Source organism: Flavobacterium kingsejongi, assembly GCF_003076475.1.
GTDB classification, from domain to species: Bacteria; Bacteroidota; Bacteroidia; order Flavobacteriales; family Flavobacteriaceae; genus Flavobacterium; species Flavobacterium kingsejongi.
The window spans coordinates 470,827-495,847 of sequence record NZ_CP020919.1 but is presented as its reverse complement, the minus strand read 5'-3'; the positions used below and the strand labels follow the sequence as shown (position 1 = coordinate 495,847).

Sequence of the window (25,021 nt, the reverse complement as noted above, 5' to 3'; positions counted from 1 at the left end):
TTTTGAGACAGCTTCTTTGATTTAATCTTTAATTTCATTTCCATTTTTGTCATAGAAATGATATTCTAAATACGTGTAAGCGTCACGAGGTATAATTTTCACCCATTTTTTATATTCAAAGAACCACTTTGAACGTAATGATGGAAAACCTTTTGTAAGGTATGCGGCCACAAAGGGATGTGCGTTAAGCACAAGCTTTTTATGGCTCTTTATAATTCTTTCCAGGTCAGATGTAATTCGGTCAATCACTAAAATCGGAGCTTCAATCTCACCGTTAACATCGTTGGGATCTTCTTCTCTGGTCTTGATATTGACTTCTGGTCTGACTCTCTGTCTTGTAATTTGGATTAAACCAAACTTACTCGGAGGCAGGATTTTATGTTTTGCTTTGTCATCGCTCATTTCTTCCCGTAGGAATTCGTAGAGTGTTTTCCTGTTTTCTGGATTTGACATATCAATAAAATCAACTACGATAATTCCGCCCATATCCCGTAATCGCAATTGTCTTGCTATTTCGGCAGCGGCTATCATGTTCACTTCCATTGCGGTATCTTCCTGGTTCGTCGCTTTATTAGAGCGGTTACCACTATTCACGTCTATAACGTGAAGTGCTTCTGTATGTTCAATGATAAGGTAGGCACCTTTGCTCATTGAAACCGTTTTTCCGAATGATGTTTTGATTTGTCTCTCTATGTTATATTTTTCAAAAATAGGAATGTCGTTCGATTGATAATGCTTAACAATTGATACTTTAGAAGGCGCTATTTCCTGCAAATAGTCCTTTGTTTGATAATACAGCTCTTCATCATCAATATGAATGCCACTGAATGTGTCATTAAAAACGTCTCTAAGGATAGATGACGCTCGGTTGAGTTCACCTAATACTTTTGACGGATGATGGGCTGTTGGAATTTTTTTACACATGGATGACCATCGGTCAAGCAAATTTTGTAAATCTTTATCCAGTTCGGCCACTTTTTTGCCTTCTGCTACTGTTCTAACAATAACACCAAATCCTTTTGGCCTGATGGATTGAACAAGTCTTTTCAGACGGTCTTTTTCTTCTTTGGATTCTATTTTTTGTGAAATGGAAATCCGTTCCGAGAAAGGAACCAGTACGATATATCGTCCAGCCAGAGACAGTTCAGAACTGATTCTTGGCCCTTTGGTCGAGATAGGCTCTTTTACGACTTGTACTAATACAGACTGATTGGCGCTAATGGCATCGGTAATGACGCCGTCTTTGTCAATCTCTTTTTCAAAAGGAAAGTTTTTTAGGGAGAAATCTTTTATTTTACCTGCGCTTACAAGTTTAACGAATTTCAAGGAAGAAGCCAGATTGGGGCCTAAGTCATGATAATGTAAAAAGGCATCTTTTTCAAAGCCTACATTTACAAAAGCAGCATTTAACCCGGCAACCGGTTTTCTGATTTTTGCGATAAATATATCGCCAACCTGAAAATTGCTTTTTTCTTCTTCTTTGTGTAATTCGATTAGTTTTCCATCTTTTAATAAGGCAAAATCTACGGCTTCGGAACTAGATCTGATGATTAATTCTTTATTCACGCTGTAAATTTTTATCCATTCGTAAAAAACGAACAGATGGATTAAACAATTTTTTTACAGGTATTTGTACCCGGTGAAAAATAGCTTTAGCAGAAAATTCGATTAAAGTTTTAAGGCTTTAGCCCAATTTCTGCATGATTTTAGTCTATTCTTCAATTTCAATGAACTTTTTCTGTAAAAAAGAAAAAAGTAGTTTGAAACTACTTTTTCTTCTTGTGACGGTTAGCTCTCGCTCTTTTTTTACGTTTGTGAGTTGCTACCTTATGTCTTTTTCTTTTTTTACCACTTGGCATGTTTTGTAGATTTTGTGATTAATAATTCGTTTTACTTAGTTTCTGTATTCGTTTTTACTCCTTCAACAAATATTTTTGCAGGTTTAAATGCAGGTATGTTGTGAGCAGGTATTTTAATAGTAGTATTTTTTGAAATATTTCTGCCGGTTTTCTCAGCTCTTGTTTTAATAATAAAACTTCCGAAACCTCTTAGATAAACATTGTCTCCCGTTTCAAGTGAATTTTTAACTTCGTCCATAAAAGACTCAACTGTAGCCTGAACATCTCCTTTTTCTAGTCCTAGTTTTTCTGAAATCTTCGCTACGATATCTGCTTTCGTCATTTTCTTTCTTATTTATATTATTGTATAATTTTTTTGAGCATGCAAATATAGGAATTAAAAAAACAATATTTCAAGCTTAAAGGATTAAAATTTAATAACATAAAGATTTATTTTTGCTAACCAATTCTTTACAATGCAATTTACTAATCTTCTGATTAACTGGTATTTAGATAATAAACGCGATTTGCCATGGCGTAAAACGAACGATCCTTACGCAATATGGCTGTCGGAAATTATCCTCCAACAGACTCGTGTCGCACAAGGAATGCCCTATTTTTATTCTTTTTTAGATGCCTTTCCAACTGTTTTTGACCTTGCTAACGCACACGAAGAACAAGTCTTGAAATTATGGCAGGGTTTGGGCTATTATTCCCGTGCCCGGAATCTTCATAAAACCGCACAGGATATCGCTACCGGGAGTAAAGGTGTCTTTCCTCCGGATTATGCCGGATTATTGCAATTGAAAGGTGTGGGTGAATATACTGCCGCTGCAATTGCTTCCTTTTGTTATAATGAAGCCGTTCCGGTTGTAGATGGGAATGTATTTCGGGTGTTATCACGTTACTTTGATGTGGAAACGGATATTTCTTCCTCGGGAGCCAAAAAAGAATTCCGGGAATTGGCTGCAGCGGTTATGCCAACAGACAATGCGGCACTCTTTAATCAGGCGATCATGGAATTCGGTGCGTTGCAATGTGTGCCGAAAAGTCCCGATTGTAGCATTTGTGTCATGAATGAAAGCTGTGTCGCGTTGCAAAAAAAGAAAGTGGCGCTCCTTCCTGTAAAAACGAAAAAGACCAAAGTCGTGAACCGCTATTTTGATTACCTGGTCTTCCGGGATGAGCAGGATCATACGATTATACATAAAAGAGAGGCGAAAGGGATCTGGCATAATTTATATGAGTTTCCGGTAATTGAATCGGTGGCTCCTGAAAGTACCGACGTTATTGAAGAACGGATTCATACGCTGTTTGGTTCACAATACGCTATTACTTCGGTTGCGGTTAATACCGTTTTGCCGATTGTTCATAAATTAAGCCACCAGCACCTGTCAATACGGTTTTGGGAAGTGGGTGTAAAAGGGGAATTGGCCAATGGTTTGAATTACGAGGATCTGGTGCGTTATCCTTTTCCTATAGTAATCATCAATTTTATTGAAAAGGAATATAACCTTAAAATAAATTAAAGGCCTTCCTGACTATTGAATTATAAAGTTATATTTGTTTGTAACCTAACCAATTTACTTTATGAATAAATTTTCAATAGCTTCATTTCTGGAGCTTACTGCACAAAAAGACGATAAGCATAGCTTTTTTGAACTGGAACAGCCGGAATTACTGGAGTTGAACCTGAAAAACCAAACGGTCCTCGCTAAGAATGGCTCGATGGTAGCCTATGTGGGTGAAGTTAAATTTGAACGCCGCGGGATGCTGAGCGGTGGTGTGGGAAATTTCCTGAAGAAAGCACTATCCGGAGAAGGAACCACAATGATGAAAGCTACCGGAAGCGGTAGGCTGTATGTGGCTGATTACGGAAAGAAAGTCCGTGTCCTGTATCTGGAAAACGAGTCGATCAATGTGAATGGGAATGATGTCCTGGCGCATGAGGAGGCTATTAAGTCGGATATCAAGATGCTGAAAAGTATTGCCGGCATGATGAGCGGTGGCCTTTTTCAGGTGAATCTTAGTGGAACCGGGCATGTGGCTATTACTACACACGGGCATCCTATCACGCTTTTGGTAAAACCCGGAGAGCCGGTATATACCGATCCAAATGCTACAGTGGCATGGTCCGGTAACCTGACGCCGCAACTCAAAACGGATGTCACCCTTAAGTCCTTAATCGGTAGGGGAAGTGGTGAAAGCATACAGATGAAATTTGAAGGTACCGGATGGGTATTGGTGCAGCCTTATGAAGAGGTATACTCGGTCTCAAGCTAAAAAGCATACAATTTAGGATATGAAATCCGGCAGTTTTAGGATTGCCGGATTTCTTTGCTTTTAATTATAAAAAACATATTAAAAAAAAGACTATTTTTGATATAGGACATAAAATTTAATTCAATGAATGGTACATTAAATAAAGTGATGCTGATTGGTCATTTGGGAGATGAAGTGAAAATGCACTATTTTGAAGGTGGTAATTGTATTGGTAGGTTTCCTTTGGCGACAAATGAGATTTACATCAATAAAACGACCAATGAAAAAATAACTTCTACAGAATGGCATAATATTGTAGTGCGCAATAAAGCGGCAGAAATCTGTGAGAAATATTTGTCCAAAGGCGATAAGATTTATGTAGAAGGGCGTATCAAGTCCCGGCAATGGCAGGGGGAAGATGGTGTGGTAAAATATACTACTGAAATCCAGGCTACCGAATTTAATTTCCTGACGACTAAAAAAGATTCTGAATTTGTAAAGCCTCAGAACATCGCGTCCGACTCCAAAAATAATGATTTTGATCCTCAGAATTCGCAGTTGCCTGAAAATGACCTGCCTTTCTGATATTGTATAACTAATTCCAAAAAAATTGGACCCAGACCCCTCAAGTATATTTTCCTTAAATATTATTTCAGACTCAAATCTCCTATGGGGACTTATAGGAATTTTTATCTTTCTCCTTAGTTCTGCTTTGGTTTCCGGAGCGGAAATTGCTTTTTTTTCGCTGACCAAGCAAGATCTTGAAAACCCCACGCTCAAAAACTCAAGACATTACAGTATTATAACTTCTTTACTCGAACGTCCTCGTAAATTACTGTCTACGATACTAATTGCAAACAGCTTTTTTACCATTGGTATCGTTGTCTTTTTTGCCTATATCAGTAACCGGATTTTTACCGTATCGCTTTCGGCCGAATGGCGGGTAGCGGTTGTCGTTGTTATTGCGACGTTTGTAATCCTGTTTTTCGGGGAGATACTGCCGCGGATATATGCCGGAAGGCGCAATATCCAGTTTGTTGTTTTTGCAGCAATCCCAATTATGGTGCTTGATTTTCTATTGTCTCCAGTGAGCCTTCCCATGCGTCGGCTGTCGCTGTATTTGGATAAAAAATTGACCAAACAGAAAACGAACTTTTCGGTAGACCAGCTCTCACAGGCTTTGGAGCTTACCTCATCTAAAGATACTTCTGCAGAAGAACAGAAAATCCTGGAAGGCATTGTATCCTTTGGAAATACTGATGTAAAGCAGATTATGAGCCCAAGGATTGATGTTTTTGCCTTGGATGTAGATGAGGAGTTTAGTGTTGTTCTGTCAAAGATTGTCAGTAAAGGTTTTTCGCGTATTCCGGTATATGAGGATAATATTGATGCTATTATAGGGGTATTGTTTGTTAAGGATCTCCTTCTGCATATTGACCATGATGATTTTAACTGGCAGTCCTTATTGCGGGAGCCTTTTTTTGTTCCTGAAAATAAGAAGCTGGATAATCTGTTGAAAGAGTTTCAGTCGATGAAAAACCACCTGGCCATAGTTGTTGATGAGTATGGAGGAACGTCCGGACTCGTATCGCTCGAGGATATTATTGAAGAGATTGTCGGGGATATCAGTGATGAATTTGACGATGACAATATCATCTATTCCCAAATTGATGACAAAAATTTTCTGTTTGAAGGAAAGATCAATCTTAAGGACTTCTATCGGATCGTACCGGTTGATGAAGACCTTTTTGATACTACAAAAGGGGAGGCGGAGACGCTTGCCGGTTTTATTTTGGAAGTGTCTGGAAATTTTCCCAAAAAAGGGCAAAAAATAAATTTTGCCAATTGTATCTTTACCGTCGAATCGGTGGATCATAAGCGTGTGAAACAGATCAAGGTTACGGTAGTCTAATGTGTTTAATCTCCAATTGAAAATGTTGAATAGTGTTGTAAAATTTGCAGTAGTCTTATTGGTGCCGGTACTTTTTTTAAGTTGTAAGGATGATGTCCTGCCAAAGCCTAAAAGTCACCTGCGACTGGATTATCCTGCTCCAAAATATGAATTATTCAATACGGCCTGTCCCTATGCGTTTAATTACAATAGCCTTGGCATTATCAAGCATGAAGGGGATTGTAACTACAGGATTGAATATCCGCTGATGAAAGCTACGGTATACCTGAATTATAAGAAAGTGGACAATAATATTGAAGCCTTGTTAAAAGACGCACAGAAGCTGACCTATGGACATGTGGTGAAAGCGGATGAAATTATCTCCCAGCCTTTCCTTAATCCAGATCAGAAAGTATATGGGATGTTTTATGAAGTAGGAGGTAATGCGGCTTCTCCGACTCAGTTTTATGCGACGGATAGTACTCGTAATTTTGTATTAGGCTCTGTCTATTTTTATGCGAAACCGAATTTTGATTCGATATTTCCGGCAGCGGATTATATCCGGCATGATGTGAAGAACCTTATGGAAACCTTGCGCTGGAAATAGTGTAGTTGGTTTTAATAAAAAAAAATGCTGACCCGTTAAGGACAGCATTTTTTGTATATGATGGCTACGATTAGGTAGTTGTTGTTTTCTTTTCTGCACAACAAGCTTTTTTGCCCGTTCCGCTCTCGTGGCATGATTTGCCTTTCTCTTCGGTAGTAGTAGTGGTTTTAGCTTTTTCTGTTTTAGCTTTTGCATTTTTTGCAGGTTTTTCCTGGTCTAATAGTGAAGCCTGATCTGATGAAGATTTGATGTTAGAAACTTTGTATAATTTTCCTCCGGCAACGGCTTCTGCAGTTTTAGCCAGTTTTTCAGGAGACTGCTTTGTTGCATCGTACTCAATAGTTGCTTTTTTGCTGTCAAAGTCCACTTTTGCAGACTGTACGCCTTCCTGTGAAGCTAATTCTTTTTCAATTTTAGCAGCACACATTACGGCGCAACTCATACCGTCGATAGTAAATGAGGCTGTCTGAAGGTTTTCCGGCGCCACTTTGATTACGGCAGCAGTAGTATTTGTAGTATCAACGGTTGTTGTTGGTGCTCCTTCTACGTCGCTTTTTGGCGTTTCTTTGCAGCTTGCAAATAATAATCCTGCTACAGCAACTACTAATAGTTTTTTTGTAATGTTCATAAGGTATTTATTTATAGGTTTTTATTTTGTAATCATCCGAAATAACCGGTGCACAAAATTAATGAAAAAAGAAACTCAATATTCATTTAAATAATAGAATTTTGAGGGCATAAATCGAGAGGTAAAAATGAAACAATCAAAATGGTTATTGTTGCTCCCATTGGCACTTATATGGGGAAGTTCTTTTATATTGATGAAAAAAGGATTGCTGGGCCTGAATCCGGTGCAGCTTGGTGCGCTGCGAATTGTAGCGGCTGCATTATTTTTGATCGTAGTAGGATTTAACAGCCTGAAGAAAATACGATCCACACAATGGAAGTACATTTTTTTATCGGCATTCGTGGGGACTTTTATGCCGGTGTTCCTGTTTGCATTTGCCCAAACCCAAATTTCAAGTTCGGTTAGCGGAATATTGAATTCCCTGACGCCGCTCAATACGCTTATTTTTGGTGCCTTGTTTTTTGGGCTGGGTTTCCAGAGGCGGCAGTTGTTTGGGGTGCTGATAGGGCTTACAGGGTGCCTGGTTTTGATTTTAAGCGGTTTTGTGGATAATCCCGGGCAGAACTATTATTTTGCTATACTTGTCGTGATAGCGGCTGCCTGTTATGCTTTGAATGTGAACTTTATTAAAAAATATCTTTCTGATCTGAATTCAGTGAGTATTACTACCGGGAACTTTGTGGTGATGCTGATACCAGCCCTGGCAATGTTGTATTTTTCCGGTTATTTCGAAGTAATTCATTTGCCGCAAACCCAAACCGCTTCCCTTTATATCGTTGTCCTTGCTATAGTGGGTACTGGAATTGCCAATATCCTTTTCTTTAGGCTGATCCAGATTTCTTCCCCGATATTCGCTTCTTCAGTCACCTACCTTATTCCTGTGGTAGCAATGATCTGGGGATTTTTGGATGGGGAAATCCTGAGTCCTTTACAGCTTTTTGGTACCCTGATTATTCTGGGTGGTGTATATCTTTCCAGCAGGAAAGCTTAATCTATAGTATTTTTTTAAATGGTGTTGCGCTTGTAGGGATAGCGTGCGGGAATGGCTGCAGGCTGTTTTTGCATGTGCGATTGCGACAGGGGAACAATATGGTTGCTGCTCTGTATTGGTGAAGCAAAAAAAAATCGCCTAAAAATTACTTTTTAGACGATTTTTCCTCCGAAGAGTTATTTTGTATGCGATCTATTGGAAGTCAGCATCGGTGACACCTTCATTGATTTTTGTATCAGTGATGGTTACATCGATTTCAATTCCAACATTCATTACTATTTTGTACGGTACTTTAACACCTTTTACCTCACGGTAATCAGAGAATGTAGTAGTTTGAGTCATAGACTGTCCATTGGCTTCTGTTGTCGTGCTTTCGCTTACTTTCAATCCTGAAGCAGCATCGTAATAGGTAGTTGTTTTGCCGTTTTGAACAGCATAAGCATCTTTACCGTTTACAGCTTCGATACCTTTTACTTTCAGGTCTTTATTGTTCAGTTGGTTTAATTCCGGGAAAGGAAAAGCATTTGCTTTCATTTCTTCTAAATCAGTACCAGTGATTTCTTGTTTTTGACCTTGTTGTACCATGTACCCACCTTTTGTGTTTACAACTTGTTTCATCAGGCTTGTGCCGCTCATTACCATTTCCATAGTAGTCTGGCCTTTGCTGTCAGTTTTTGATGTGTACTCTACCGGAGCTGGCATAACAGAAAGCTTAGCTGTTCCTTTTGAAGCGATAGTTTTTACAGCTTTAGCTGCTTTTTCACCACCGATGGCTGCAATGTATTTCTCCAAAATTGATTTTGCAGTTACGTCAGCGCTTACTGTTTTAACTTCTGGTTTTGCAGTAGGGTTACCGAAACGGTCGAAATATAAAATTGGAATTTTTAATTTTTCAAGTCCTGGTAATACTTCGCTACCTTTTCCAACAACAACGATTCTTGCATTGTCATAAGAGAAGTATTTTTTAGCAGCATTCATTACATCCTGAGCCGTTACAGCGTTGATGTTTTTGATGTATTTTTCGTAAAAATCTTTAGGTAATCCCTGTGTCTCGATGTTTAATGCATAACGAGCGATAGTCTGTGGCTTTTGAATTTGCATTACAAAGTTTCCGATGTATTTCGCTTTTGCATTACGAAGTTCTTCGTCAGTTACTTTTGTAGTTCTGATTCTTTTTAGCTCATTTAAGATTTCAACTACAGAACTGTCGGTAACAGCATTACGAACAGAAGCGGTAGAACCAAAGCTGTTTACATGTTTGTTACCTGTAATGCTGGAGTATGAACCGTATGTCCATCCATGAGCTTCACGAAGGTTTAGGAAAAGACGGCCTTCACCACCACCACCAAGGATTTGGTTGGCTAAGATTGCAGCAAAATATTCCTTATCAGTCATTTTTAATTTCGTAACATTCATTACAGCGATTTCTGACTGTACTGCATTTGCCATGTCTACAAAATTGATCTGAGTGTATTGTACGTCTTTTGGATCAGCATAAGCAATTTTTAGTGCTGCTGTTTTTTTCCATGTACCGAAATTTTTCTCTACTAATTTTTTAGTTTCTTCCACGTTTACATCACCTGTAATAACCAGGTAAGCTTTTTCAGGAACGAAATAATTAGCATAGTTGGCTTTTACATCAGCAAGTGTTACATTGTTTAGTGTTTGTTCGGATACATACTCCCCTGCAGGATGGTTTTTTCCAAAAACTAATACACTTTGTACTCTTGAAGCTGTTTCTGCTACACTTTTTTCGTCAGCTTTAAGGCCTTCGATCATTTTAGCTTTGTCTTTATCAAATTCAGCCTGTGTAAATAATGGGTCTAATGAGCCTTGAGCTACCAGTTCCATTACACGGCCATAATATTTAGACAAAGCACTTGCATAAGCGCCACCTGAACTAAAGTTGATGCTGGCACCAATAAAATCGATTTCCTCGTTAAAGGCATCTTTTGTTATTTTGCTGGTTCCATTACCCATCATGCTGCTGGTTAAATCAGAAACTCCTTTTTTAGCGCCTTCAGCATAAGGATCTGTATCTAATGTAAGTGTTATGGAAACACGCGGTAATTTATGGTTTTCTACAATTAAAACTTTCAGCCCGTTAGGAAGCTGGAACGTTTCAGGCTTACCAACTTTTACGGTTGGTGCCGGACCTGGTTTAGGTTGTGATCTGTCTGTTTGTGCTTGCATAGATAATGTTAAAAACAAACCGGCAATTGCGTATATTATTTTTTTCATGACTTATATTTTCTTGTTTTCAGATTTTGCAGGAACGTAGTCTAACAGTAATCTCTGATTAGGGTTCAAATATTTTTTTGCGATGTCTCTAATTTCTTCACGTGTAATAGAACGGTAGATTTCTATTTCATTGTTGATAAGATTCACGTCGCCATATAATAAATAGTATGTAGCAAGGTTGCTTGCGATACCTTCAACGCTGGCATTGTTGCTTACGTAATTATTCTCGAATTTGTTTTGCAGTTTTTGGTAGTCGTTTTCAGAGATTAAATCTGTCTGAAGTTTCACGATTTCTTTATCTACTTCACCCATCATTTCTGAAGCGGTGTGTGGTGCCATTGGCAATCCGTAGATGATATAGGTACCGTAATCTTCCTGGCTGTAGTTGAATGCGCCAATCTGTAAAGCCATTTTTTTCTCGTCTACTATATTTTTGTATAGTTTAGAACTTTTACCGCCAGTCAGGTAAGTAGAAATCATATCTAAAACACGTGCGTCACGGGTTTTCATAGAAGGAGTTCTATAAGCAGCAACAATCATCGGAATCTGGATGTTAGCATCTTCATAAGTCGCTTTTATCGTTTGAGTGATTGGTGCTTCTTCAAATTTCTGACGGGTAATCGGTGTTCCTTTGCTGATTGGTCCGAAATAATCCTGGATCCATTTTTTAGCCTCAGCAGTATCAAAATCACCGGCAACAACTAATACTGCATTGTTAGGAATGTAGAATTTTTTGTTGAAAGCCTGGAATTCTTCCAGTGTAGCAGCATCCAAATGCGCCATAGAACCAATAGTAGTCCAACGGTATGGATGGTTTTTAAACATGTTTTTCTTAACTTCAGGAATTAACGCACCATAAGGGTTATTGTCATAACGAAGTCTTTTTTCTTCTTTTACTACCTCATTTTGAGTATCTACACCGATTTGGTTAATAACGGGCTGTAGCATTCTTTCGGATTCCATCCACAACGCAAGTTTCAGGTTGTTAGATGGGAAAACTTCGTAGTAGTACGTTCTGTCTTCTGTAGTGTTGGCATTATTGTTTCCGCCATTAGCCGTTACAATCTTGAACCATTCTCCTCTTCCAATGTTTTTAGTACCTTCAAATAAAAGGTGCTCGAAGAAGTGTGCAAATCCTGTTCTTTCCGGATTTTCATCTTTAGCTCCTACGTGGTACATTACAGAAGTAATGATTACCGGGGCAGAAGGGTCTTTGTGTAAAATTACATGGAGGCCATTGTCTAAATTGTACTCTTCAAAAGCTACATTCTGAGCCGAAGCTATACTCCCTGTCAAGAGCAATGAACTCAAAGCCATTATAGATTTTTTCATAATGATTAATAAATTTGTTTTAGTTTAACGAATTAGTGTGTTGGTAATAGAATATGTTACACAAAACTACATTTTTTTTTTAGGTAGCCTTAATAAAAATACTTTTTCTGCGTTGTTGTAGGCTAAAGGTTAGGCATTTACTGAAAATGAGGATTTTAGATTCTTTTTTGGGAGCTTTAAAAAAGAGCTGTAATTTTTTTGCTAACCAATTGCACAATAAATATTTAGTTGTATATTTGCAACCTTAAAATAATTAACTAAACATTATTGTTATGTACGCAATCGTAGAGATAGCAGGGCAACAATTTAAAGTAAGCAAAGACTTAAAGGTTTATGTTCATCGTTTGGCTGATAAAGAAGGAGATGCAATTTCATTTGCAAAAGTTCTTTTATTAGACGTTGATGGAGTAGTAACTTTAGGCGCCCCAGCTGTAGAAGGTGCTTCAGTAGAAGCCAAAGTGTTACAACACTTAAAAGGAGACAAAGTAATCGTTTTCAAAAAGAAAAGAAGAAAAGGGTACAAAAAGAAAAACGGTCACCGTCAATCTTTAACTCAGATCCAAATTTCTGGAATCACTGCTCCTGGAGCGGCTCCAAAGAAAAAAGCTGCTGCTAAGAAAGAAAAAGAAGCTACAGAAGAATAATTAACATTTAAAACTAATACGTCATGGCTCACAAGAAAGGTGTCGGTAGTTCCAAGAATGGTAGAGAATCAGAATCGAAACGTTTAGGTGTTAAGATTTATGGTGGACAGGCTGCAATTGCTGGAAATATTATCGTAAGACAAAGAGGTTCTAAACACAATCCAGGTGAAAACGTTTACATCAGTAAAGATCATACTTTACATGCAAAAGTTGATGGAGTTGTTAAGTTCCAAAAGAAAAGAGATAACAAATCTTACGTTTCTATCCTTCCATTCGAAGCATAAGAAATTAAGAGTATCTAATACAAGAAACCCATCCGTTTTACGAGATGGGTTTTTTTATGGCTCTATTTATAAATAATACGAAACGGCACAATATTGATGGCCCGGTTTTCAATCATCAGCTTCAGGTCTTCACTCAGGAAATACCATTCTTCTTCATTATAATATTCCGGATCTTTTTGTTTCAGGTAAATGTCTATCGTAGGCGTATAACCGACATTGCTGTCCATACTGGTCTGTATGCCGTTTTTTACTTCTACCTCCGTAATAGCCTCTCCATAATGATTTTTGCACAGGATGATAATGTCCTGCCGGGTTACCACTCTTTGGTTGGATACCAGGTTTTCACGATAAGCATAGATCTTCTCGGAATTCGTAAGTTCATTTTTACCGCCCTGTGTAGTCGATAAAAATAAGATAGTATCTTTTTCGAAGTCTGAGCCCTTGTGTAATACCAATCGGGAAAAAGTATTTATCTTATTGGCATTTTCACCATTGGTAGTCCAGTATTTTACAAAAAGGGTTCCACGTTCCGGACTGTTTTTGGTATTCAGGATAAGATAGGGATTGTTGATGTTCTGCATTCCCACCTGCGACATTTTATTCCGAAAACGGGAAATGATCTGGTTGATCTCTTTCAAATTATTGTCTGTAAAATCATGCCCTAATCTCGAAAAAGCCGCAGCTTCATCACGAATCAGGTCAATCAGGTAATTGATTTCTTCTGTGGCATTCCGTTCGTCAAAACGTGCAACACCTCCAAAACGCAGGTAAGCATAGTCTTCATCGGACTTTTCCTCATCCTTTTTGACAATATCAAATTCCTTGTTCTTATCATCCTGTACGGAGAATAATTCCATGAAAAATTCATCATTCAGGTTCAGCGGATAAATGTTCAGTAAGTTCTTGATATTACCCTGTATCTCATTCAGCTTTTTATTGATAACCGGGAAGCAGTTATTGGCACAAAATATTTCCGATAGAATACTTTTGCCAATGACATTCGGAAACTCAATCCGGATCCAGGTTAATTGCTCTTCAGCTAATTTTTTCAGGTCTTCTGCCGGAATAAAAGCTGATAATGCCGGTGGTAGGGAGGCATTGGTATCCCCGATGTTAATCACATCCTTAATGGTAATAAAATTCTTTTTGTAATAATCATTCGTATGCTCCTGAGTACGCTCGATGTGGTAAAAATCTTCCTGCATCAGGCCATCATCCTCATTGAAATGTTTATCATCATTATTATAGCCTTGTGCCGTAGTCAGGAGATGCTCATTGAGGTACCAGCGTGCGCGGGGCAGAAAATGAAAAAAAGTATTTCTGTGGTGGATGTTTTTGAGGTAGAAATAAAACATGAGGTCTTTGATGATTCCATCACCCTGGTGTTTTATTCCTAACCAGATAGTGCCGTGTGGCGCCGGTGCCAGGTAGTTGTTACTGCTTACCGTTTCGCGGAATTGCTCTTTTACAATTTCCTGTACGCCACTGGGCAATATGACATAGCTGAGTTTGTTCCGGGTTAATTTTACCGGTTTTGTAGGGCCAAAAAAGTAATTCCGGATAACATTCTCCGTTGGATTATAGGGGTTTTGTTCTTTTTTCTGGAAATAAAACTGGTGATAGTCATTAAGGACCACTTCATTTTCTACAGGATAAGCGCGCAATATGGCACGTGCCGGATTGGCTTTGGCTGATGCTGTCGGGGTCAGGATGTCTACCAGCCGTTCTGTGATTCTTCTTCGGCTGGAGAATATCTCATTCGATATTTTTTCCAATTCTTTGGCACAAACATCAAAAAGAAGGTTTACTATCGGATCAAAGACATTTTCGAGTTCCACATCAGAATAACCCCATTGTTTTGCAGCGCGCTTTAATAATCGGTCTTTTATCTGGTCTTTTGATAGTTGGTTCATGTACTTAATTTATTTAAAGGAAAAGGGCGCTAAAAAATAGGAACTTTTGTAATAATAAGGCTGGTTCGTTTTTTTGATCACTCCATAAACGACAATATCCAGTCTTTTTTTGACCCTGATATTGGTTTCATAACTCACGGTATCTTCGCTGACACCCAGGGTTACATCGGTGATGATGAGGCGCTTTTCATATTTTTTGACTTTTTCGTGCACTGATTCCTTAATCATGTCTTTGAGCTGGTTGGCATTTGCTAACAGGTTGAAATCGGTTTCCCAGATGACAGTCCCAAATTCAGTGTCGTATTTGTACTCCCCGAAAATAGTAGTTATGATCAGGGAGATGTACTGTGCCAGTGATTCTTCAATAGTTACCTTTCGAAGGTCTTCACCGCTGGATAAGCGTTTGAAATCAATCGGTATTTTGTAAAATAGGTCTTTCATGGGTTACGGTAAATTTAATTTCTCCTTCATCATTTAAAGTGACTTTTAACTGGTCGCCCTTTTTTATTTCGTTGGAAATAATCATCCGTGATAATGGCCGTTTCAGCTGGTTCCGAATGGTTCCTTTAATCGGTCGTGCGCCATATTCCGGGCTAAAGCCCATTAGGGCAATACGCTCTTTGTCTTCCGGTGCAATTTCGAGTGTGATATCCAGTTTGTCCAGCAGTTGAATCAACTCTTTCTTGAGGTGAATGTCAAATATTCTGGAAACGCTGTTTTTATTGATTGGGGCAAAAGGAATAATTTCGGTGAGGCGCCCTAAGAATTCCGGGCGGAAATAGCCTGTCATTAACTGGATCAGGTCATTTGATTTCGGGATGATATCATTTTCAAATGATTTTACAATAAAATCCGATCCAATATTCGAGGTAAACAGGATGACAGCATTGGAGAAGTCACCTTCTTTTCCTAAACGATCATGGAGTTTTCCTTCGTCCAATATTTGAAGAAAAACATCAAACACCGATTTATGGGCTTTTTCAATCTCATCAAATAATACAATGGAATACGGCTTTTGCCTGATTTTATTCACTAATAATCCACCTTCTTCATATCCGACATATCCTGGAGGTGCTCCGTATAATAGGGCTGCGGAATGTTCTTCTTTAAATTCGGACATGTCTAAGCGTATGATCGCATTCTCATCTCCAAATAGAAAATCCGCAAGTGATTTAGCCAATTCGGTTTTACCGGTTCCTGTTGGCCCTAAGAAGAAGAAGGACCCGATAGGCTGACCGGGTTTGGTCAGTCCGGAGCGCGATTCCAAAATGGCATCGGCTACGACTTTTACCGCGTGATCCTGACCGATAACGCGTTGCTTCAAGGTATTTTCAATATCCAGCAGGCGTTCTCTTTCGTCTGATTTTACTTTTCCGGCAGGAATACCGGTGATTCCTGATACGACCAAAGACAGGTGTCCCGGAGATACTGTATTTTCCTCTTCATGTAATTGTTCCAGTTTATCCAGTAGCATTTGGATGTGCGTTATTCTTTCCTCATTACCGGTTAAAGCGGAAAAGGTAGTGTCCGTTTCTGCGCCGTTAAAGAGTTTTCCGGACTTATTTTCGATATCGGAATGCAGCCATGCAATTTGTTCTTCTTTTTCCAATTCCTCCATGATCCCAGATAAGGCTTCCATTTGCTTTTTAAGTTCCGGAAGTTCTTTTTTGATCGTTTCCTTGGCTACTTTTAGCGAAGACATGGTGCGGTCAATCAGGTCCAGCGCAGAATCGGGGAGTGACTTTTCCTTGAGGTAGCGTTTTGAAAGGCGGATGGATTCTTTCAGCCCTTCTTCATCAATACTGAAATCATGATGATCCTGATAATGGGAAATTACATTTTTGATCATTCGGAAAGCCAATTCCTGATTGGGTTCCTGGATTTCCAGTGTTTCAAAACGTCTCGAAAGTGCATCGTCTTTCCCTAATGATTTCCTGAATTTTTCGGTAGTGGTCGCGCCAATAAAGGTAATGTACCCTTTTGAAAGTTCCGATTTTATGATGCTGCCAATTCCGGATCCCTGGTTGGAATCAAATAATTCGTGAATGTCATCAATGAATAAAATCGGTTTTTGATACCTTTTTACCTCATTGAAAATTTTCTGGAGGCGGTCTTCGACTTCCCCTTTATAGGAAGCTCCGGCAAATAATGCACCAATATTGATCTCAAAGACATGGGCGTCATTAAAGGCGTCCAGGATAGTTTTGTTGGCAATTTTTACACAAAATCCTTCGATTAGGGCAGATTTTCCTACTCCCGATTCCCCAATTACAATGACATGGGGTTTTAGTTTTCGGTTTAAGATTTCCGTTATTGTTTTTAGCTCTTCATCCCGGCCAATCATAGGCGTGGTTTCATGCTCTTTGTAATACTGTATTTTATCGGTACAGTATTTTTCCAGCAATGAAGAATTTCCAATGGCTGCAGCAGGTGCTTTTTCAGCTGTTTTTGGTGCTGTACCGACATTGAATGCTGTACTGATTTCTGCTGGATTCAATGGTAATGATTTTAGCTGGTCATAGGAAAAGCCTACGCCAGGAGTAACCAGTGCGGTTAGCAAAGGAACAAAGCTCACTTCGGAACCTGATTTTTTCGCAAGGTCTTCCGCTTCATTGATTACAGTAGTGACACTATCGTCCGGATTAGGGTCATCACTGGGTTTTGTCGCTTTTGGGTATTCACTGATGCGAATATCCGCCCATTCATCAAGATAAAAAACATCAATGCCAGCTGCATCCAGCTCTTTCATAAAGTTGAATTGCGGGTTGAGTAATGCTTTTAGTAAATGTGCTGCCGCATATTTTTGATTGAAATTTTCTTTGGCCAGTTTTTTTGCAATAAATATTGCCTGTGCGATATCTTCTGTAACCATAATTCGTAGATTTAGTTAGCTCTGCTGCCGAGTTGTCTTGCGATTTGTAATTCCCGTATTAAATCTTTATTCTCATCTTCATAGGCCTTGATCTGGTTGTTAAGCTGGTCTATTTCCTTTTTGGAATCGTTCACCTGCAGCAATAGTTTTTTGGCTTTTACAAGGTCATTAATAGTAATGATAACATTTTCATACAATTTAAGGCTCTGATCAGAATCTACTGGAATTTTCTCTTTCAACTCCACCAGTTCGTAATTGATAGACTGCTCGATAAACTGGAAGCTTTCCGGTGCTTTATCTAATGAATCAATCAGTACGCCGATGTGTTCGACTTTATCGGAGAATTTTTTCTGGAAATTAAATTCCGTCAGGATTTTATCATTTTCGGCTTTCAGTACTTCATTTTCCTTTAAAGGAAGCCTGTAATTGAAAAATATTGCCAGGATCAATACACCTGTAGTGATGATAAACATCAGAAGAAAAAGCAGGAACGCAGAAGTACGCTCTTTTTTATTAAGTATATCCATATTTTTTTATTTATCTATTCTGCCAAAAAGGAAGGAGCGCTGTTAGGGGTATCTTTATCGTCATCATTACTGCCAAAGAAACTGGTGCTTCTTTCGCTTCTGACAATATTTTCATTGACAAAAATTCCAGTATCCCGTTTCTTACCGATATAATCCAGTTGGTTCAAAATGCCAAACAGGTATTCGATTTTAGCAATGAAATTGTTAGCCTGGTGTACCGTTTGTTCGATGTCATAGGCTTTGTATTTGACGTTTATCGTGTCGGAAAAAAGCCTTTCGTAGTCACCACTGGAAATCTCGGTCCATTCCGAGAAGTAGTTGAAAAGCATTTCTTTCCCGTCGCCGGAAAAAGAATCAAAACTGTTTTTCATTACCCGCGCCAGGCTCACAATGGTGTCTAAAACTTCCATTGGACTACGGCTAAAACTCATCCATTTGTTTCTGTTGATGTGCTGCCCTACATAATTCAACGTTTTTTCGCAGGCATCAAATACGATGGTCGCAATCAGGTTTTCGTCTTCATTATTGTTACGCATCCGTATTTTCTGACTGATTTGAACCGTGCTGAATTCCAGTTGCTTGAAAAAGGATTCATAGTTCTCAAATAATGTGATCAGTATCGGATGGCTGTTTACGGTCAGGCTTGGCGGTATGAAATTCGTTAGTATCTCATAACTGTTGGCAGACGTTTTAAATTTTGCCAAAGGAAATTGTAGTGCGCCAATATTATTTTGATTCACTTCGCTTTCAATTACACTGGTCAGGAAATAACGGGACATGGCATAGGGAAAACGAGGTGGGATTTCCTCCATATTTTGTTCTCCGGTCGGGATCCTTTGGAACGGATCGACATTGAGCATCAAATAGTAGTTGTTCTCCTTGAAATCAAAATCTTTCAATTCAATTTTCTCACTGAATTCCCCGGTATAATCGGTGATTTCAATACGTCCTCCTCCGGGTGTAACCGCTTTTAGCATTTTTATCGTAACGCTCAGTTCATTGTGTGCATCAATCGATACCGCATATTGGAACGGGCGTGTAAGATTTGTAGATAAAAGCCCGTAATTCAATTCGTTAATACCCAGGTTTCGGGCATCACGTACGAGATCTTCAATATTATCCTGTAATGTGATGAAATGGTTTTTGTTGATCTTCATTCCATCAATCCAGTTTACAGGAAAGTGTTTTATATTTTCAGCCATAATTGTAAAAATTATATTCGTTGACAAATTATTGTTTCTCCGTCTTGTATGTTATTGGTGTCGATGGCCAGTTCCGGGTCGATGTAATTTGAGGAACTGAACCATTTGGGTTTTGTATAGAAATACCATCCAAAAGGCTGGTTTTTATCATCGAGGTAGTGAATCTGGCTGTTTGGATTTTTTTCATTATAATCATTGATGAAATAATAAAACAGACGGCCGTAATCGAATCCTTTAGGGGCTTTTACCTTAAAATTAATGATTTGGGGATCATTTGCTTTTTTCTGGAATACCAGATTCAGGATGATCACATTTCGCATCTCTGATATTTGTGGCGAAGGATATTTCCCCGTTACAGGATAGAACCAGCGCTTGTGTAATTTTACAGGAATGGAAACGGCAGTTTGGAACAAGCCATAACAAAGTGTAGGAATGACAAAGAACAATAGTGTACCGCAATAATAAATCAGGTAATTGATTTCCTGGAAATGGCATACCAGTAGTATTAAAAAAGCAGAAAGGAATAGTGCAGATACAAAAGCAATAAAAATCTCTTTGTAAAGTTCTTTCGCCTCAAACCTTTTAAAATAAATATGGTATGTAGTCAGGTGTATCGCCCCGGCAATCAGCAGGTAGATCTGAAAAGTGATGAACCGGACATTTAACGTCGTGTTTTTTAGGTTATATAATAGTGCTCCAAAAATGACGAAGAAAAGTGCCTGTATGAAAATATAGATAAAATACTTTTTCTTTTCCTGCCTGAATTTAGGGGTTTTGATACCGATAAACAGGCTTATAATCATTGCGATCGCAATAATTACAAATACGTACAGTAACGTTTGGCCTCCGCCGATATGGTTTAAGTATTTTCTTATCATTATAATACGGTTGAAATTCCTAATCTTGATTTATAAATTGTGTCGTCCATTGCAAATTGCTCATCTTCCGGATTCAGGTGTATCTCAAAAGTAAACTGTACCTGAAAGGGAAGGAAAAGGTTGAAAAATGTATTCAGGAAACTTTCCAGTACCTGATCGTGGAAGTAATGGGGCAGGTTGTCAGGATTATGCAATGGCCCAATACTGAAATTATATTTTTTCAGGAAAATTTCCTGATTGCTTTCTAAGGTTGTATTGATTCCCATGATCATTTCAGTAGTCTCTTCCACCACATCAAATACATGCTCCAGCTGAATATTCCGGGCGGTAAAACTGACTTTTTCCCCGATTATTTTTTCGAGTATACGGGTGATATCGGATATGTTCTGGCCGTTATTGTCTTTTTGCTTCATAAGAGCATAGAACATCTTGACCACCAGAATGTCGGGTATGTTATTTTCGACACCCAATATGATCCTGATGATATCGGCTATACCTGTGGTATTCAGGTTAGCGAAAAAATCGGATTCATATTTTTCTATCGAATGGCGGAACCGGAATAATTCATTTTCTAATGGATTGTAAAAGAAACGTGCGTCTTTTTCTTCTCTTTTCCGGGTTTTATACTCTTGTACAGGGTCTTCTTTCTGATCGCGGTTCCGATAATTATGGGTTATACTTTCCGGTAGGACATCATAATAGCCGTCACGGCTCAGGCCGATATTCAAAATATCCGAATCATTAACATCTGTAGTGATGCTCATGGTGTCTTTACTGAACTTCCTGTGAAAAAGCCCATTGGGCTTGATTACAATATCCAGATCATGGTTTTTGTTTTTGAGCAATGCTTCAAACAGCAATTCTGCCTTGAGGTCAAAAGACGTAAGATTCCTGTAGTTTTCGGTGAAATGTTTTTTGTTTACCATAGCCTTCTATTGTTGAAATCTCCCTGCGGCAATAAAATTTTTCTTCCAATAGGCCTTTTTTAGACTGACGATTTCCACTCCACCATATTGGTTGGCAGCGAAAAATTTATTATTTCTGAGGTAGATACCCACATGGCTGATTATTTTTTCGTCTGAAATCCTAAAAAAGACCAAATCGCCTTCCCGAAGATTATCGGGAGATTTAAAAAGTTCCATTCTTGGATCAGTACTCATCTCATCTGCAGTTCGGGGTAATTTGGTGTTATATACATAGACATACAGCTCACGGATCAGGGCAGAGCAATCAATTCCCTGGCGGGTTTCCCCACCATAAACATATACCGTCCCTTCCCAGCTTCGGATGAAGTTGTACAGCTTTTCATTGGTAATTTCGGCAGGCGCAACATTTAATGTTTTAGCAAAATAAGCCCGGTCTTCTTCCGACAACACTTTGTTGTATACATGCTTTGAATTAGGGTTTTTTAAAGCGCCTAATTCCTTGTTTGCGTACTCATCAGTAATGATATAATCTTTTTTCGGGCGGCACGAGATAATGCAGCCTGTCACAAGGATTAAGATAACTATTTTTTTAATCATATTATAATAAAATTTGGGGGCAAAACATATTATTAATACAAATCGTATACGGAACATGGGATAATGTCACATATTGCGTATCCAGACTGAGAATAAAAGTAATTTATTAAAATCAATCAGGGTGTTAAATTAATAATTTTTAGTCAAAAAAAGTACATATTGTTTTTGTTAATGTGAATTTAACAAAATATTATCATTGCAAAGAAAATCAATAAAATCAAGCTTTGCCGAATTATTGATATGTTAAAATGATGCATTCTGTATAACAAAAAAGTCGCCTTTTGCGCTATAGTGGTGAAAGTGAATGAAATTTTTATAAATTTGAAATAAAACATTACGGATTACCAGTTACGCATTTTATAATTAGCCCCCATACGTTATAAATGAATAAGACTAACCAAATAAAGACCCACTTTGACCTGAAGATTATAGTATTTTTTATTGTAATTTTTATAGTTTCCTGTGGACTGTTAGCATTTAAAATAAATGAAAAAGCAGTTTGCACAGTGAAAGAATTTAAGGTAGATGCCCCTTCGTTTAGAACCGGGGAACTTATTACTTTTTCCGACGATTCTAAAAATTCTTACGAATGGCGATGGTATTTTGGTGATGGTACGAAAATATCGTATCGCTCCAAAGTGGCCCATGCTTTTTCCAAACCTGGAAAATATACCGTAAAACTCCTTGTTAATAATAATTGTACCGTAGAACAGACGATTACGATTACCGCCAAAAACGATGTGCTGGATGCGGCATTGTTTCCAAAATTCAAATCTCCAAAAATTGTATATCAGGGAGATATTGTAAAATTCAGTGATTCTACTGCGCATGCAAAATCCTGGGAATGGCGTTTTGGTGATAGCCAAAAAATAGATGCTTTGGAGAAAAATCCTTCCTATGTGTATAAAACGCCGGGAGAGAAAAAAGTTTCTCTGGTGGTGAATGGCGACATCAAATATGTAAAGTATGCCTCTATCGTGGTACTTCCTGCTAAGAAAGAACAGAAAGACCTTGTAAAAGAGCGTTTGGAGCGTAGAGGAAGTGCCCGTGGTGATGCAGTGAAAGAGTATTTTGACAAATTACCGGATGCTCCAAAACGTAGCCCTGAGATTGCCAATATTGATGAAGAAAAATTCAAAAAAATGCTTTTGGGTGTTTCGGCTGATCAGTTGTCCTATGAAAACCTTACCCGTTATTTCTGTGAAGACAACCTTCCTTTGGTACAACTAAAAGGCGGTAAGAGCATGTCGCTTAAAGCATTGGACGAATCAGTAAGGAACCGTGGAATCAATGTAAAAAAAGTGACTTTGCAGCGGGATAAAGACAACTGCGTGACTGTAATTTTATTGAATTATAAATATAAAACCATTTTTTAGGTTTTTAAAGGCCTATAGATTATTAACATTTAAAAGTAGACCCAATATGGCAAATACATTTTCAAACAGTTACGGAATAGGAGGTAACGAAGTGCGACAAGAAGGCCAGGAAAGCATCCTTGAAATTCCTCAAAATAAAACACTTATAGCCCAAAAGCTTACCCCTAATACGCCAGTAAGACCAGAGATTGTCACTGGATTAAAAAATATGGATGAAGTTTTTGAGCATTTTGATCCCAGGATCAATGTGGCTTTTGAAGATGACCAGGGACGCCACGTTCGGGAGGAGCTTGCGTTTAAAAACATAGGTGATTTCTCTATTAATGGCCTAATTACGCAGAGTCCTTTTTTGCTTGACCTCAAAACTAAAAATGAGCAATACCAAAAAATGATTAAGCAATTAAAAACAAATAAAGTATTAAAACTGGCCTTGCAGGATCCTGAAGCTAAAAAATCGATTATTGAAACAATTGAGGCTTTAATACAGGAAATTGAACAAACGGATAAATAAAGAATAGTATGATAAATCAGGGAAATATGAAAGCGTCATTGAATAATGTGCAGGAAAACAAGCCACTTTCCGACCGTACGCTGGAGCAAAAATTAGAATCATTTATTCAGTTTGGAGGATTTTATTTATTAGAAGGGTCTATTGAAGGGGTTCAGAACCTGAATCCTGGTCGTAAAGCCCGTAAAAATATATTTTTAAGCGAAAGCAGTAAAAAAAGTGAGCGCGATGCCCTGAAAAGAGTGTTGAAGTTGTGGGCTGAGTCCTTAAAAACATCCGACAACCTTATCGATTTAGTGGCGGAATGCTCTAAAAAATCGGAGGATGCCGAAAAAGCGTTGAAAAAAAATCTATCTACGGCAGTAGCTGATTCTAAGGAATTGGAAGAAAATTACCGTACCCTTTCTTTGTTCTATAAAAATACAGAAGAAAGCAAGGTAAAGAATATCTCTATTATGAATGCCGAATTGGAGCAGTTGAAAGATCTTGATAACTCCCGTTTTATTGATAATATTCAGGAGGAGTTGGTGAATGGTTTTGACCGTCTTGATTTGCGCCAGAATTATTCCTTACTGGTTATACCAGGCTATTTAGGCTCTAATAAAGTAATTGAAAAATGGGCGAAAATTGCCTATGATAATAAAGTAATGCTGATTACCGATTTTCAACATTTGGACGAACCGGATGATGTAATGGAAATGTTTGAATCCGCCAATCTTACCGGTGGTGATGCCTATCGCTCCAATGTGATGATGGCTTGTAACTGGTTGGTAGGAAGAGGCAAGCATGATGAAGTGGACGAACAGGAAAATTTATATATCCCTCCTTCCACCGCTTTAGCCGGGAAAATTTACAACACGTTGATGTCACAGGTAACGGCAGGTAAAAAATTTGGTGGAATTAATGAAGTGGACGGGGTAAAATTTGACTTAAAGAAAAGTGAGATTGCCAACCTGGAAAACCTTGGTTTAATTCCGATGGTTAATGAATATGGTAAAGTAATGGCCTTTTCAGGGAAAACCCTTTTTAATGGTGATAACTTAGGATTGCAAACGTATTCAGTTGTTCGTGTTTTTGATTATGTAACCAAAGTGTTGATGGACTTTTTGAACCGTCGTGCTTTTGAAAATTTCAATGCTAAAACACGCAAAGAAATTCTCAACCAGATTGTGAAATTCCTGGACAATGTTGCCGGACCGGACAAGCTGATTGAAGATTTTGAAATCAAAAGATTTGAGCAGGATCCGAACCAAAAAGACAGGATTTTCCTTGATATCCGATTGAAACCTTATTTTCCTGCAAAAAACTTCCTTATTAAAATGGATGGTCAAAAAGGAGATGATGGTAATGATTGGGATACGGAATATGCAGAATCCAAATAATGTTATAACTATACTGAACTGACATATTGCGACAGTTCAAGATGTTAAAAATCAAAAAGTTAATCAAAAATTTTCGTTTTATTTAAGAGTTTTAATGACAGCTTTTCGGTATTTTTAAGTAA

24 protein-coding genes are annotated in these 25,021 nt (G+C 38.2%); 11 read left to right on the top strand and 13 right to left on the bottom strand.

The genetic code is table 11. From position 1 onward, the window contains the following. Positions 1 to 21: 21 nt before the first annotated feature. Entirely contained in the window at positions 22 to 1,566 is a 1,545-nt protein-coding gene (locus FK004_RS02255; RefSeq protein WP_108735783.1) for an Rne/Rng family ribonuclease, read from the bottom strand. A 324-nt stretch (positions 1,567 to 1,890) separates the two neighbouring features. Further along, positions 1,891 to 2,181: an HU family DNA-binding protein gene (locus tag FK004_RS02250; RefSeq protein ID WP_108735782.1), complete on the bottom strand. Its 291-nt coding sequence runs from the start codon at positions 2,179 to 2,181 to the stop codon at positions 1,891 to 1,893. Between the two features lie 133 nt (positions 2,182 to 2,314). Here FK004_RS02250 and mutY point away from each other — a divergent pair, with 133 nt between their 5' ends. The 5 genes from mutY to gldD all read left to right on the top strand — a co-directional run bounded on the left by mutY (position 2,315) and on the right by gldD (position 6,598). After that, a complete protein-coding gene (mutY, locus tag FK004_RS02245; protein WP_108735781.1) occupies positions 2,315 to 3,367 on the top strand; it encodes an A/G-specific adenine glycosylase in 1,053 nt (350 codons plus the stop codon). A 61-nt stretch (positions 3,368 to 3,428) separates the two neighbouring features. After that, positions 3,429 to 4,121 carry an AIM24 family protein gene (locus FK004_RS02240; protein WP_108735780.1) on the top strand — a complete coding sequence of 231 codons (693 nt, stop codon included), beginning with the start codon at positions 3,429 to 3,431 and terminating at the stop codon, positions 4,119 to 4,121. Positions 4,122 to 4,244: 123 nt separating this feature from the next. Beyond that, the gene (locus tag FK004_RS02235; protein WP_108735779.1) at positions 4,245 to 4,685 is read left to right on the top strand and encodes a single-stranded DNA-binding protein; all 441 of its coding nucleotides are present in this window, start codon (positions 4,245 to 4,247) and stop codon (positions 4,683 to 4,685) included. Positions 4,686 to 4,710: 25 nt separating this feature from the next. Further along, positions 4,711 to 6,012, top strand: a complete 1,302-nt coding sequence (gldE, locus tag FK004_RS02230; RefSeq protein ID WP_108735778.1) for a gliding motility-associated protein GldE — start codon at positions 4,711 to 4,713, stop codon at positions 6,010 to 6,012. A 22-nt stretch (positions 6,013 to 6,034) separates the two neighbouring features. Then, positions 6,035 to 6,598, top strand: coding sequence for a gliding motility lipoprotein GldD (gene gldD, locus FK004_RS02225; RefSeq protein ID WP_108735777.1), 564 nt, complete (start codon positions 6,035 to 6,037; stop codon positions 6,596 to 6,598). Between the two features lie 70 nt (positions 6,599 to 6,668). Here gldD and FK004_RS02220 read toward each other — a convergent pair whose 3' ends face one another. Then, a complete protein-coding gene (locus tag FK004_RS02220) occupies positions 6,669 to 7,226 on the bottom strand; it encodes a heavy-metal-associated domain-containing protein (protein WP_108735776.1) in 558 nt (185 codons plus the stop codon). A 127-nt stretch (positions 7,227 to 7,353) separates the two neighbouring features. Between FK004_RS02220 and FK004_RS02215 the strand changes: the two genes are divergently transcribed. Beyond that, the gene (locus tag FK004_RS02215) at positions 7,354 to 8,217 is read left to right on the top strand and encodes a DMT family transporter (protein WP_108735775.1); all 864 of its coding nucleotides are present in this window, start codon (positions 7,354 to 7,356) and stop codon (positions 8,215 to 8,217) included. A 192-nt stretch (positions 8,218 to 8,409) separates the two neighbouring features. On the opposite strand, the gene FK004_RS02210 is transcribed toward FK004_RS02215, so the two are convergent. Further along, positions 8,410 to 10,458: a M16 family metallopeptidase gene (locus tag FK004_RS02210; RefSeq protein ID WP_193844350.1), complete on the bottom strand. Its 2,049-nt coding sequence runs from the start codon at positions 10,456 to 10,458 to the stop codon at positions 8,410 to 8,412. Between the two features lie 3 nt (positions 10,459 to 10,461). Then, complete coding sequence (locus FK004_RS02205; protein WP_108735774.1) at positions 10,462 to 11,790, bottom strand: M16 family metallopeptidase; 1,329 nt, start codon at positions 11,788 to 11,790, stop codon at positions 10,462 to 10,464. A 272-nt stretch (positions 11,791 to 12,062) separates the two neighbouring features. On the opposite strand from FK004_RS02205, the gene rplU reads away from it, so the two are divergent. Further along, positions 12,063 to 12,434 (top strand): 50S ribosomal protein L21, encoded by a 372-nt coding sequence (gene rplU, locus FK004_RS02200; protein WP_108735773.1) that lies wholly within the window; start codon positions 12,063 to 12,065, stop codon positions 12,432 to 12,434. Positions 12,435 to 12,457: 23 nt separating this feature from the next. After that, complete coding sequence (gene rpmA, locus FK004_RS02195; RefSeq protein ID WP_071636208.1) at positions 12,458 to 12,718, top strand: 50S ribosomal protein L27; 261 nt, start codon at positions 12,458 to 12,460, stop codon at positions 12,716 to 12,718. A gap of 62 nt (positions 12,719 to 12,780) precedes the next feature. On the opposite strand, the gene FK004_RS02190 is transcribed toward rpmA, so the two are convergent. Genes FK004_RS02190 through FK004_RS02155 form a run of 8 tightly spaced genes read right to left on the bottom strand, consistent with a single transcriptional unit; the run spans position 12,781 to position 21,633 of the window. After that, on the bottom strand, positions 12,781 to 14,631 hold the full coding sequence (locus FK004_RS02190) for a type VI secretion system baseplate subunit TssF (RefSeq protein WP_108735772.1): 1,851 nt from the start codon (positions 14,629 to 14,631) through the stop codon (positions 12,781 to 12,783). 9 nt (positions 14,632 to 14,640) lie between these two features. Continuing rightward, positions 14,641 to 15,072 (bottom strand): GPW/gp25 family protein, encoded by a 432-nt coding sequence (locus tag FK004_RS02185; RefSeq protein ID WP_108735771.1) that lies wholly within the window; start codon positions 15,070 to 15,072, stop codon positions 14,641 to 14,643. After that, positions 15,041 to 17,503: an AAA family ATPase gene (locus tag FK004_RS02180; RefSeq protein ID WP_108735770.1), complete on the bottom strand. Its 2,463-nt coding sequence runs from the start codon at positions 17,501 to 17,503 to the stop codon at positions 15,041 to 15,043. Before FK004_RS02180 ends, FK004_RS02185 begins: the two co-directional genes overlap by 32 nt. Positions 17,504 to 17,514: 11 nt before the next feature. After that, a complete protein-coding gene (gene tssO / locus FK004_RS02175) occupies positions 17,515 to 18,030 on the bottom strand; it encodes a type VI secretion system TssO (RefSeq protein ID WP_108735769.1) in 516 nt (171 codons plus the stop codon). 14 nt (positions 18,031 to 18,044) lie between these two features. Continuing rightward, a complete protein-coding gene (locus tag FK004_RS02170; protein WP_108735768.1) occupies positions 18,045 to 19,232 on the bottom strand; it encodes a hypothetical protein in 1,188 nt (395 codons plus the stop codon). An 11-nt stretch (positions 19,233 to 19,243) separates the two neighbouring features. Then, positions 19,244 to 20,110: a TssN family type VI secretion system protein gene (locus FK004_RS02165; RefSeq protein WP_108735767.1), complete on the bottom strand. Its 867-nt coding sequence runs from the start codon at positions 20,108 to 20,110 to the stop codon at positions 19,244 to 19,246. Further along, positions 20,110 to 21,036, bottom strand: a complete 927-nt coding sequence (locus FK004_RS02160; protein WP_108735766.1) for a hypothetical protein — start codon at positions 21,034 to 21,036, stop codon at positions 20,110 to 20,112. The genes FK004_RS02165 and FK004_RS02160 overlap by 1 nt, the downstream gene beginning before the upstream one ends. A 6-nt stretch (positions 21,037 to 21,042) precedes the next feature. Further along, positions 21,043 to 21,633: a C40 family peptidase gene (locus tag FK004_RS02155; protein ID WP_157956003.1), complete on the bottom strand. Its 591-nt coding sequence runs from the start codon at positions 21,631 to 21,633 to the stop codon at positions 21,043 to 21,045. 383 nt (positions 21,634 to 22,016) lie between these two features. Here FK004_RS02155 and FK004_RS02150 point away from each other — a divergent pair, with 383 nt between their 5' ends. The 3 genes from FK004_RS02150 to FK004_RS02140 are packed head-to-tail and all read left to right on the top strand — an operon-like array spanning position 22,017 to position 24,899. Next, positions 22,017 to 23,009, top strand: coding sequence for a PKD domain-containing protein (locus tag FK004_RS02150; protein WP_108735764.1), 993 nt, complete (start codon positions 22,017 to 22,019; stop codon positions 23,007 to 23,009). 46 nt (positions 23,010 to 23,055) lie between these two features. Further along, a complete protein-coding gene (locus tag FK004_RS02145) occupies positions 23,056 to 23,520 on the top strand; it encodes a hypothetical protein (protein ID WP_108735763.1) in 465 nt (154 codons plus the stop codon). A 26-nt stretch (positions 23,521 to 23,546) separates the two neighbouring features. Beyond that, entirely contained in the window at positions 23,547 to 24,899 is a 1,353-nt protein-coding gene (locus FK004_RS02140) for a DUF5458 family protein (protein WP_227871699.1), read from the top strand. Positions 24,900 to 25,021: the final 122 nt, after the last annotated feature.

Excerpts from the sequence above, each read along its gene's own strand:
- FK004_RS02205 (WP_108735774.1), bottom strand. The coding sequence starts at position 11,790 with ATGAAAAAATCTATAATGGCTTTGAGTTCATTGCTCTTGACAGGGAGT.
- rplU (WP_108735773.1), top strand. The coding sequence starts at position 12,063 with ATGTACGCAATCGTAGAGATAGCAGGGCAACAATTTAAAGTAAGCAAA.
- FK004_RS02235 (WP_108735779.1), top strand. The coding sequence starts at position 4,245 with ATGAATGGTACATTAAATAAAGTGATGCTGATTGGTCATTTGGGAGAT.
- FK004_RS02145 (WP_108735763.1), top strand. The coding sequence starts at position 23,056 with ATGGCAAATACATTTTCAAACAGTTACGGAATAGGAGGTAACGAAGTG.
- mutY (WP_108735781.1), top strand. The coding sequence starts at position 2,315 with ATGCAATTTACTAATCTTCTGATTAACTGGTATTTAGATAATAAACGC.
- FK004_RS02140 (WP_227871699.1), top strand. The coding sequence starts at position 23,547 with ATGAAAGCGTCATTGAATAATGTGCAGGAAAACAAGCCACTTTCCGAC.
- FK004_RS02190 (WP_108735772.1), bottom strand. The coding sequence starts at position 14,631 with ATGAACCAACTATCAAAAGACCAGATAAAAGACCGATTATTAAAGCGC.
- FK004_RS02210 (WP_193844350.1), bottom strand. The coding sequence starts at position 10,458 with ATGAAAAAAATAATATACGCAATTGCCGGTTTGTTTTTAACATTATCT.
- rpmA (WP_071636208.1), top strand. The coding sequence starts at position 12,458 with ATGGCTCACAAGAAAGGTGTCGGTAGTTCCAAGAATGGTAGAGAATCA.
- FK004_RS02155 (WP_157956003.1), bottom strand. The coding sequence starts at position 21,633 with ATGATTAAAAAAATAGTTATCTTAATCCTTGTGACAGGCTGCATTATC.
- FK004_RS02180 (WP_108735770.1), bottom strand. The coding sequence starts at position 17,503 with ATGGTTACAGAAGATATCGCACAGGCAATATTTATTGCAAAAAAACTG.
- FK004_RS02220 (WP_108735776.1), bottom strand. The coding sequence starts at position 7,226 with ATGAACATTACAAAAAAACTATTAGTAGTTGCTGTAGCAGGATTATTA.
- FK004_RS02160 (WP_108735766.1), bottom strand. The coding sequence starts at position 21,036 with ATGGTAAACAAAAAACATTTCACCGAAAACTACAGGAATCTTACGTCT.
- FK004_RS02185 (WP_108735771.1), bottom strand. The coding sequence starts at position 15,072 with ATGAAAGACCTATTTTACAAAATACCGATTGATTTCAAACGCTTATCC.
- FK004_RS02165 (WP_108735767.1), bottom strand. The coding sequence starts at position 20,110 with ATGATAAGAAAATACTTAAACCATATCGGCGGAGGCCAAACGTTACTG.
- FK004_RS02150 (WP_108735764.1), top strand. The coding sequence starts at position 22,017 with ATGAATAAGACTAACCAAATAAAGACCCACTTTGACCTGAAGATTATA.
- FK004_RS02240 (WP_108735780.1), top strand. The coding sequence starts at position 3,429 with ATGAATAAATTTTCAATAGCTTCATTTCTGGAGCTTACTGCACAAAAA.
- FK004_RS02250 (WP_108735782.1), bottom strand. The coding sequence starts at position 2,181 with ATGACGAAAGCAGATATCGTAGCGAAGATTTCAGAAAAACTAGGACTA.
- tssO (WP_108735769.1), bottom strand. The coding sequence starts at position 18,030 with ATGGATATACTTAATAAAAAAGAGCGTACTTCTGCGTTCCTGCTTTTT.
- gldD (WP_108735777.1), top strand. The coding sequence starts at position 6,035 with ATGTTGAATAGTGTTGTAAAATTTGCAGTAGTCTTATTGGTGCCGGTA.
- FK004_RS02215 (WP_108735775.1), top strand. The coding sequence starts at position 7,354 with ATGAAACAATCAAAATGGTTATTGTTGCTCCCATTGGCACTTATATGG.
- FK004_RS02170 (WP_108735768.1), bottom strand. The coding sequence starts at position 19,232 with ATGGCTGAAAATATAAAACACTTTCCTGTAAACTGGATTGATGGAATG.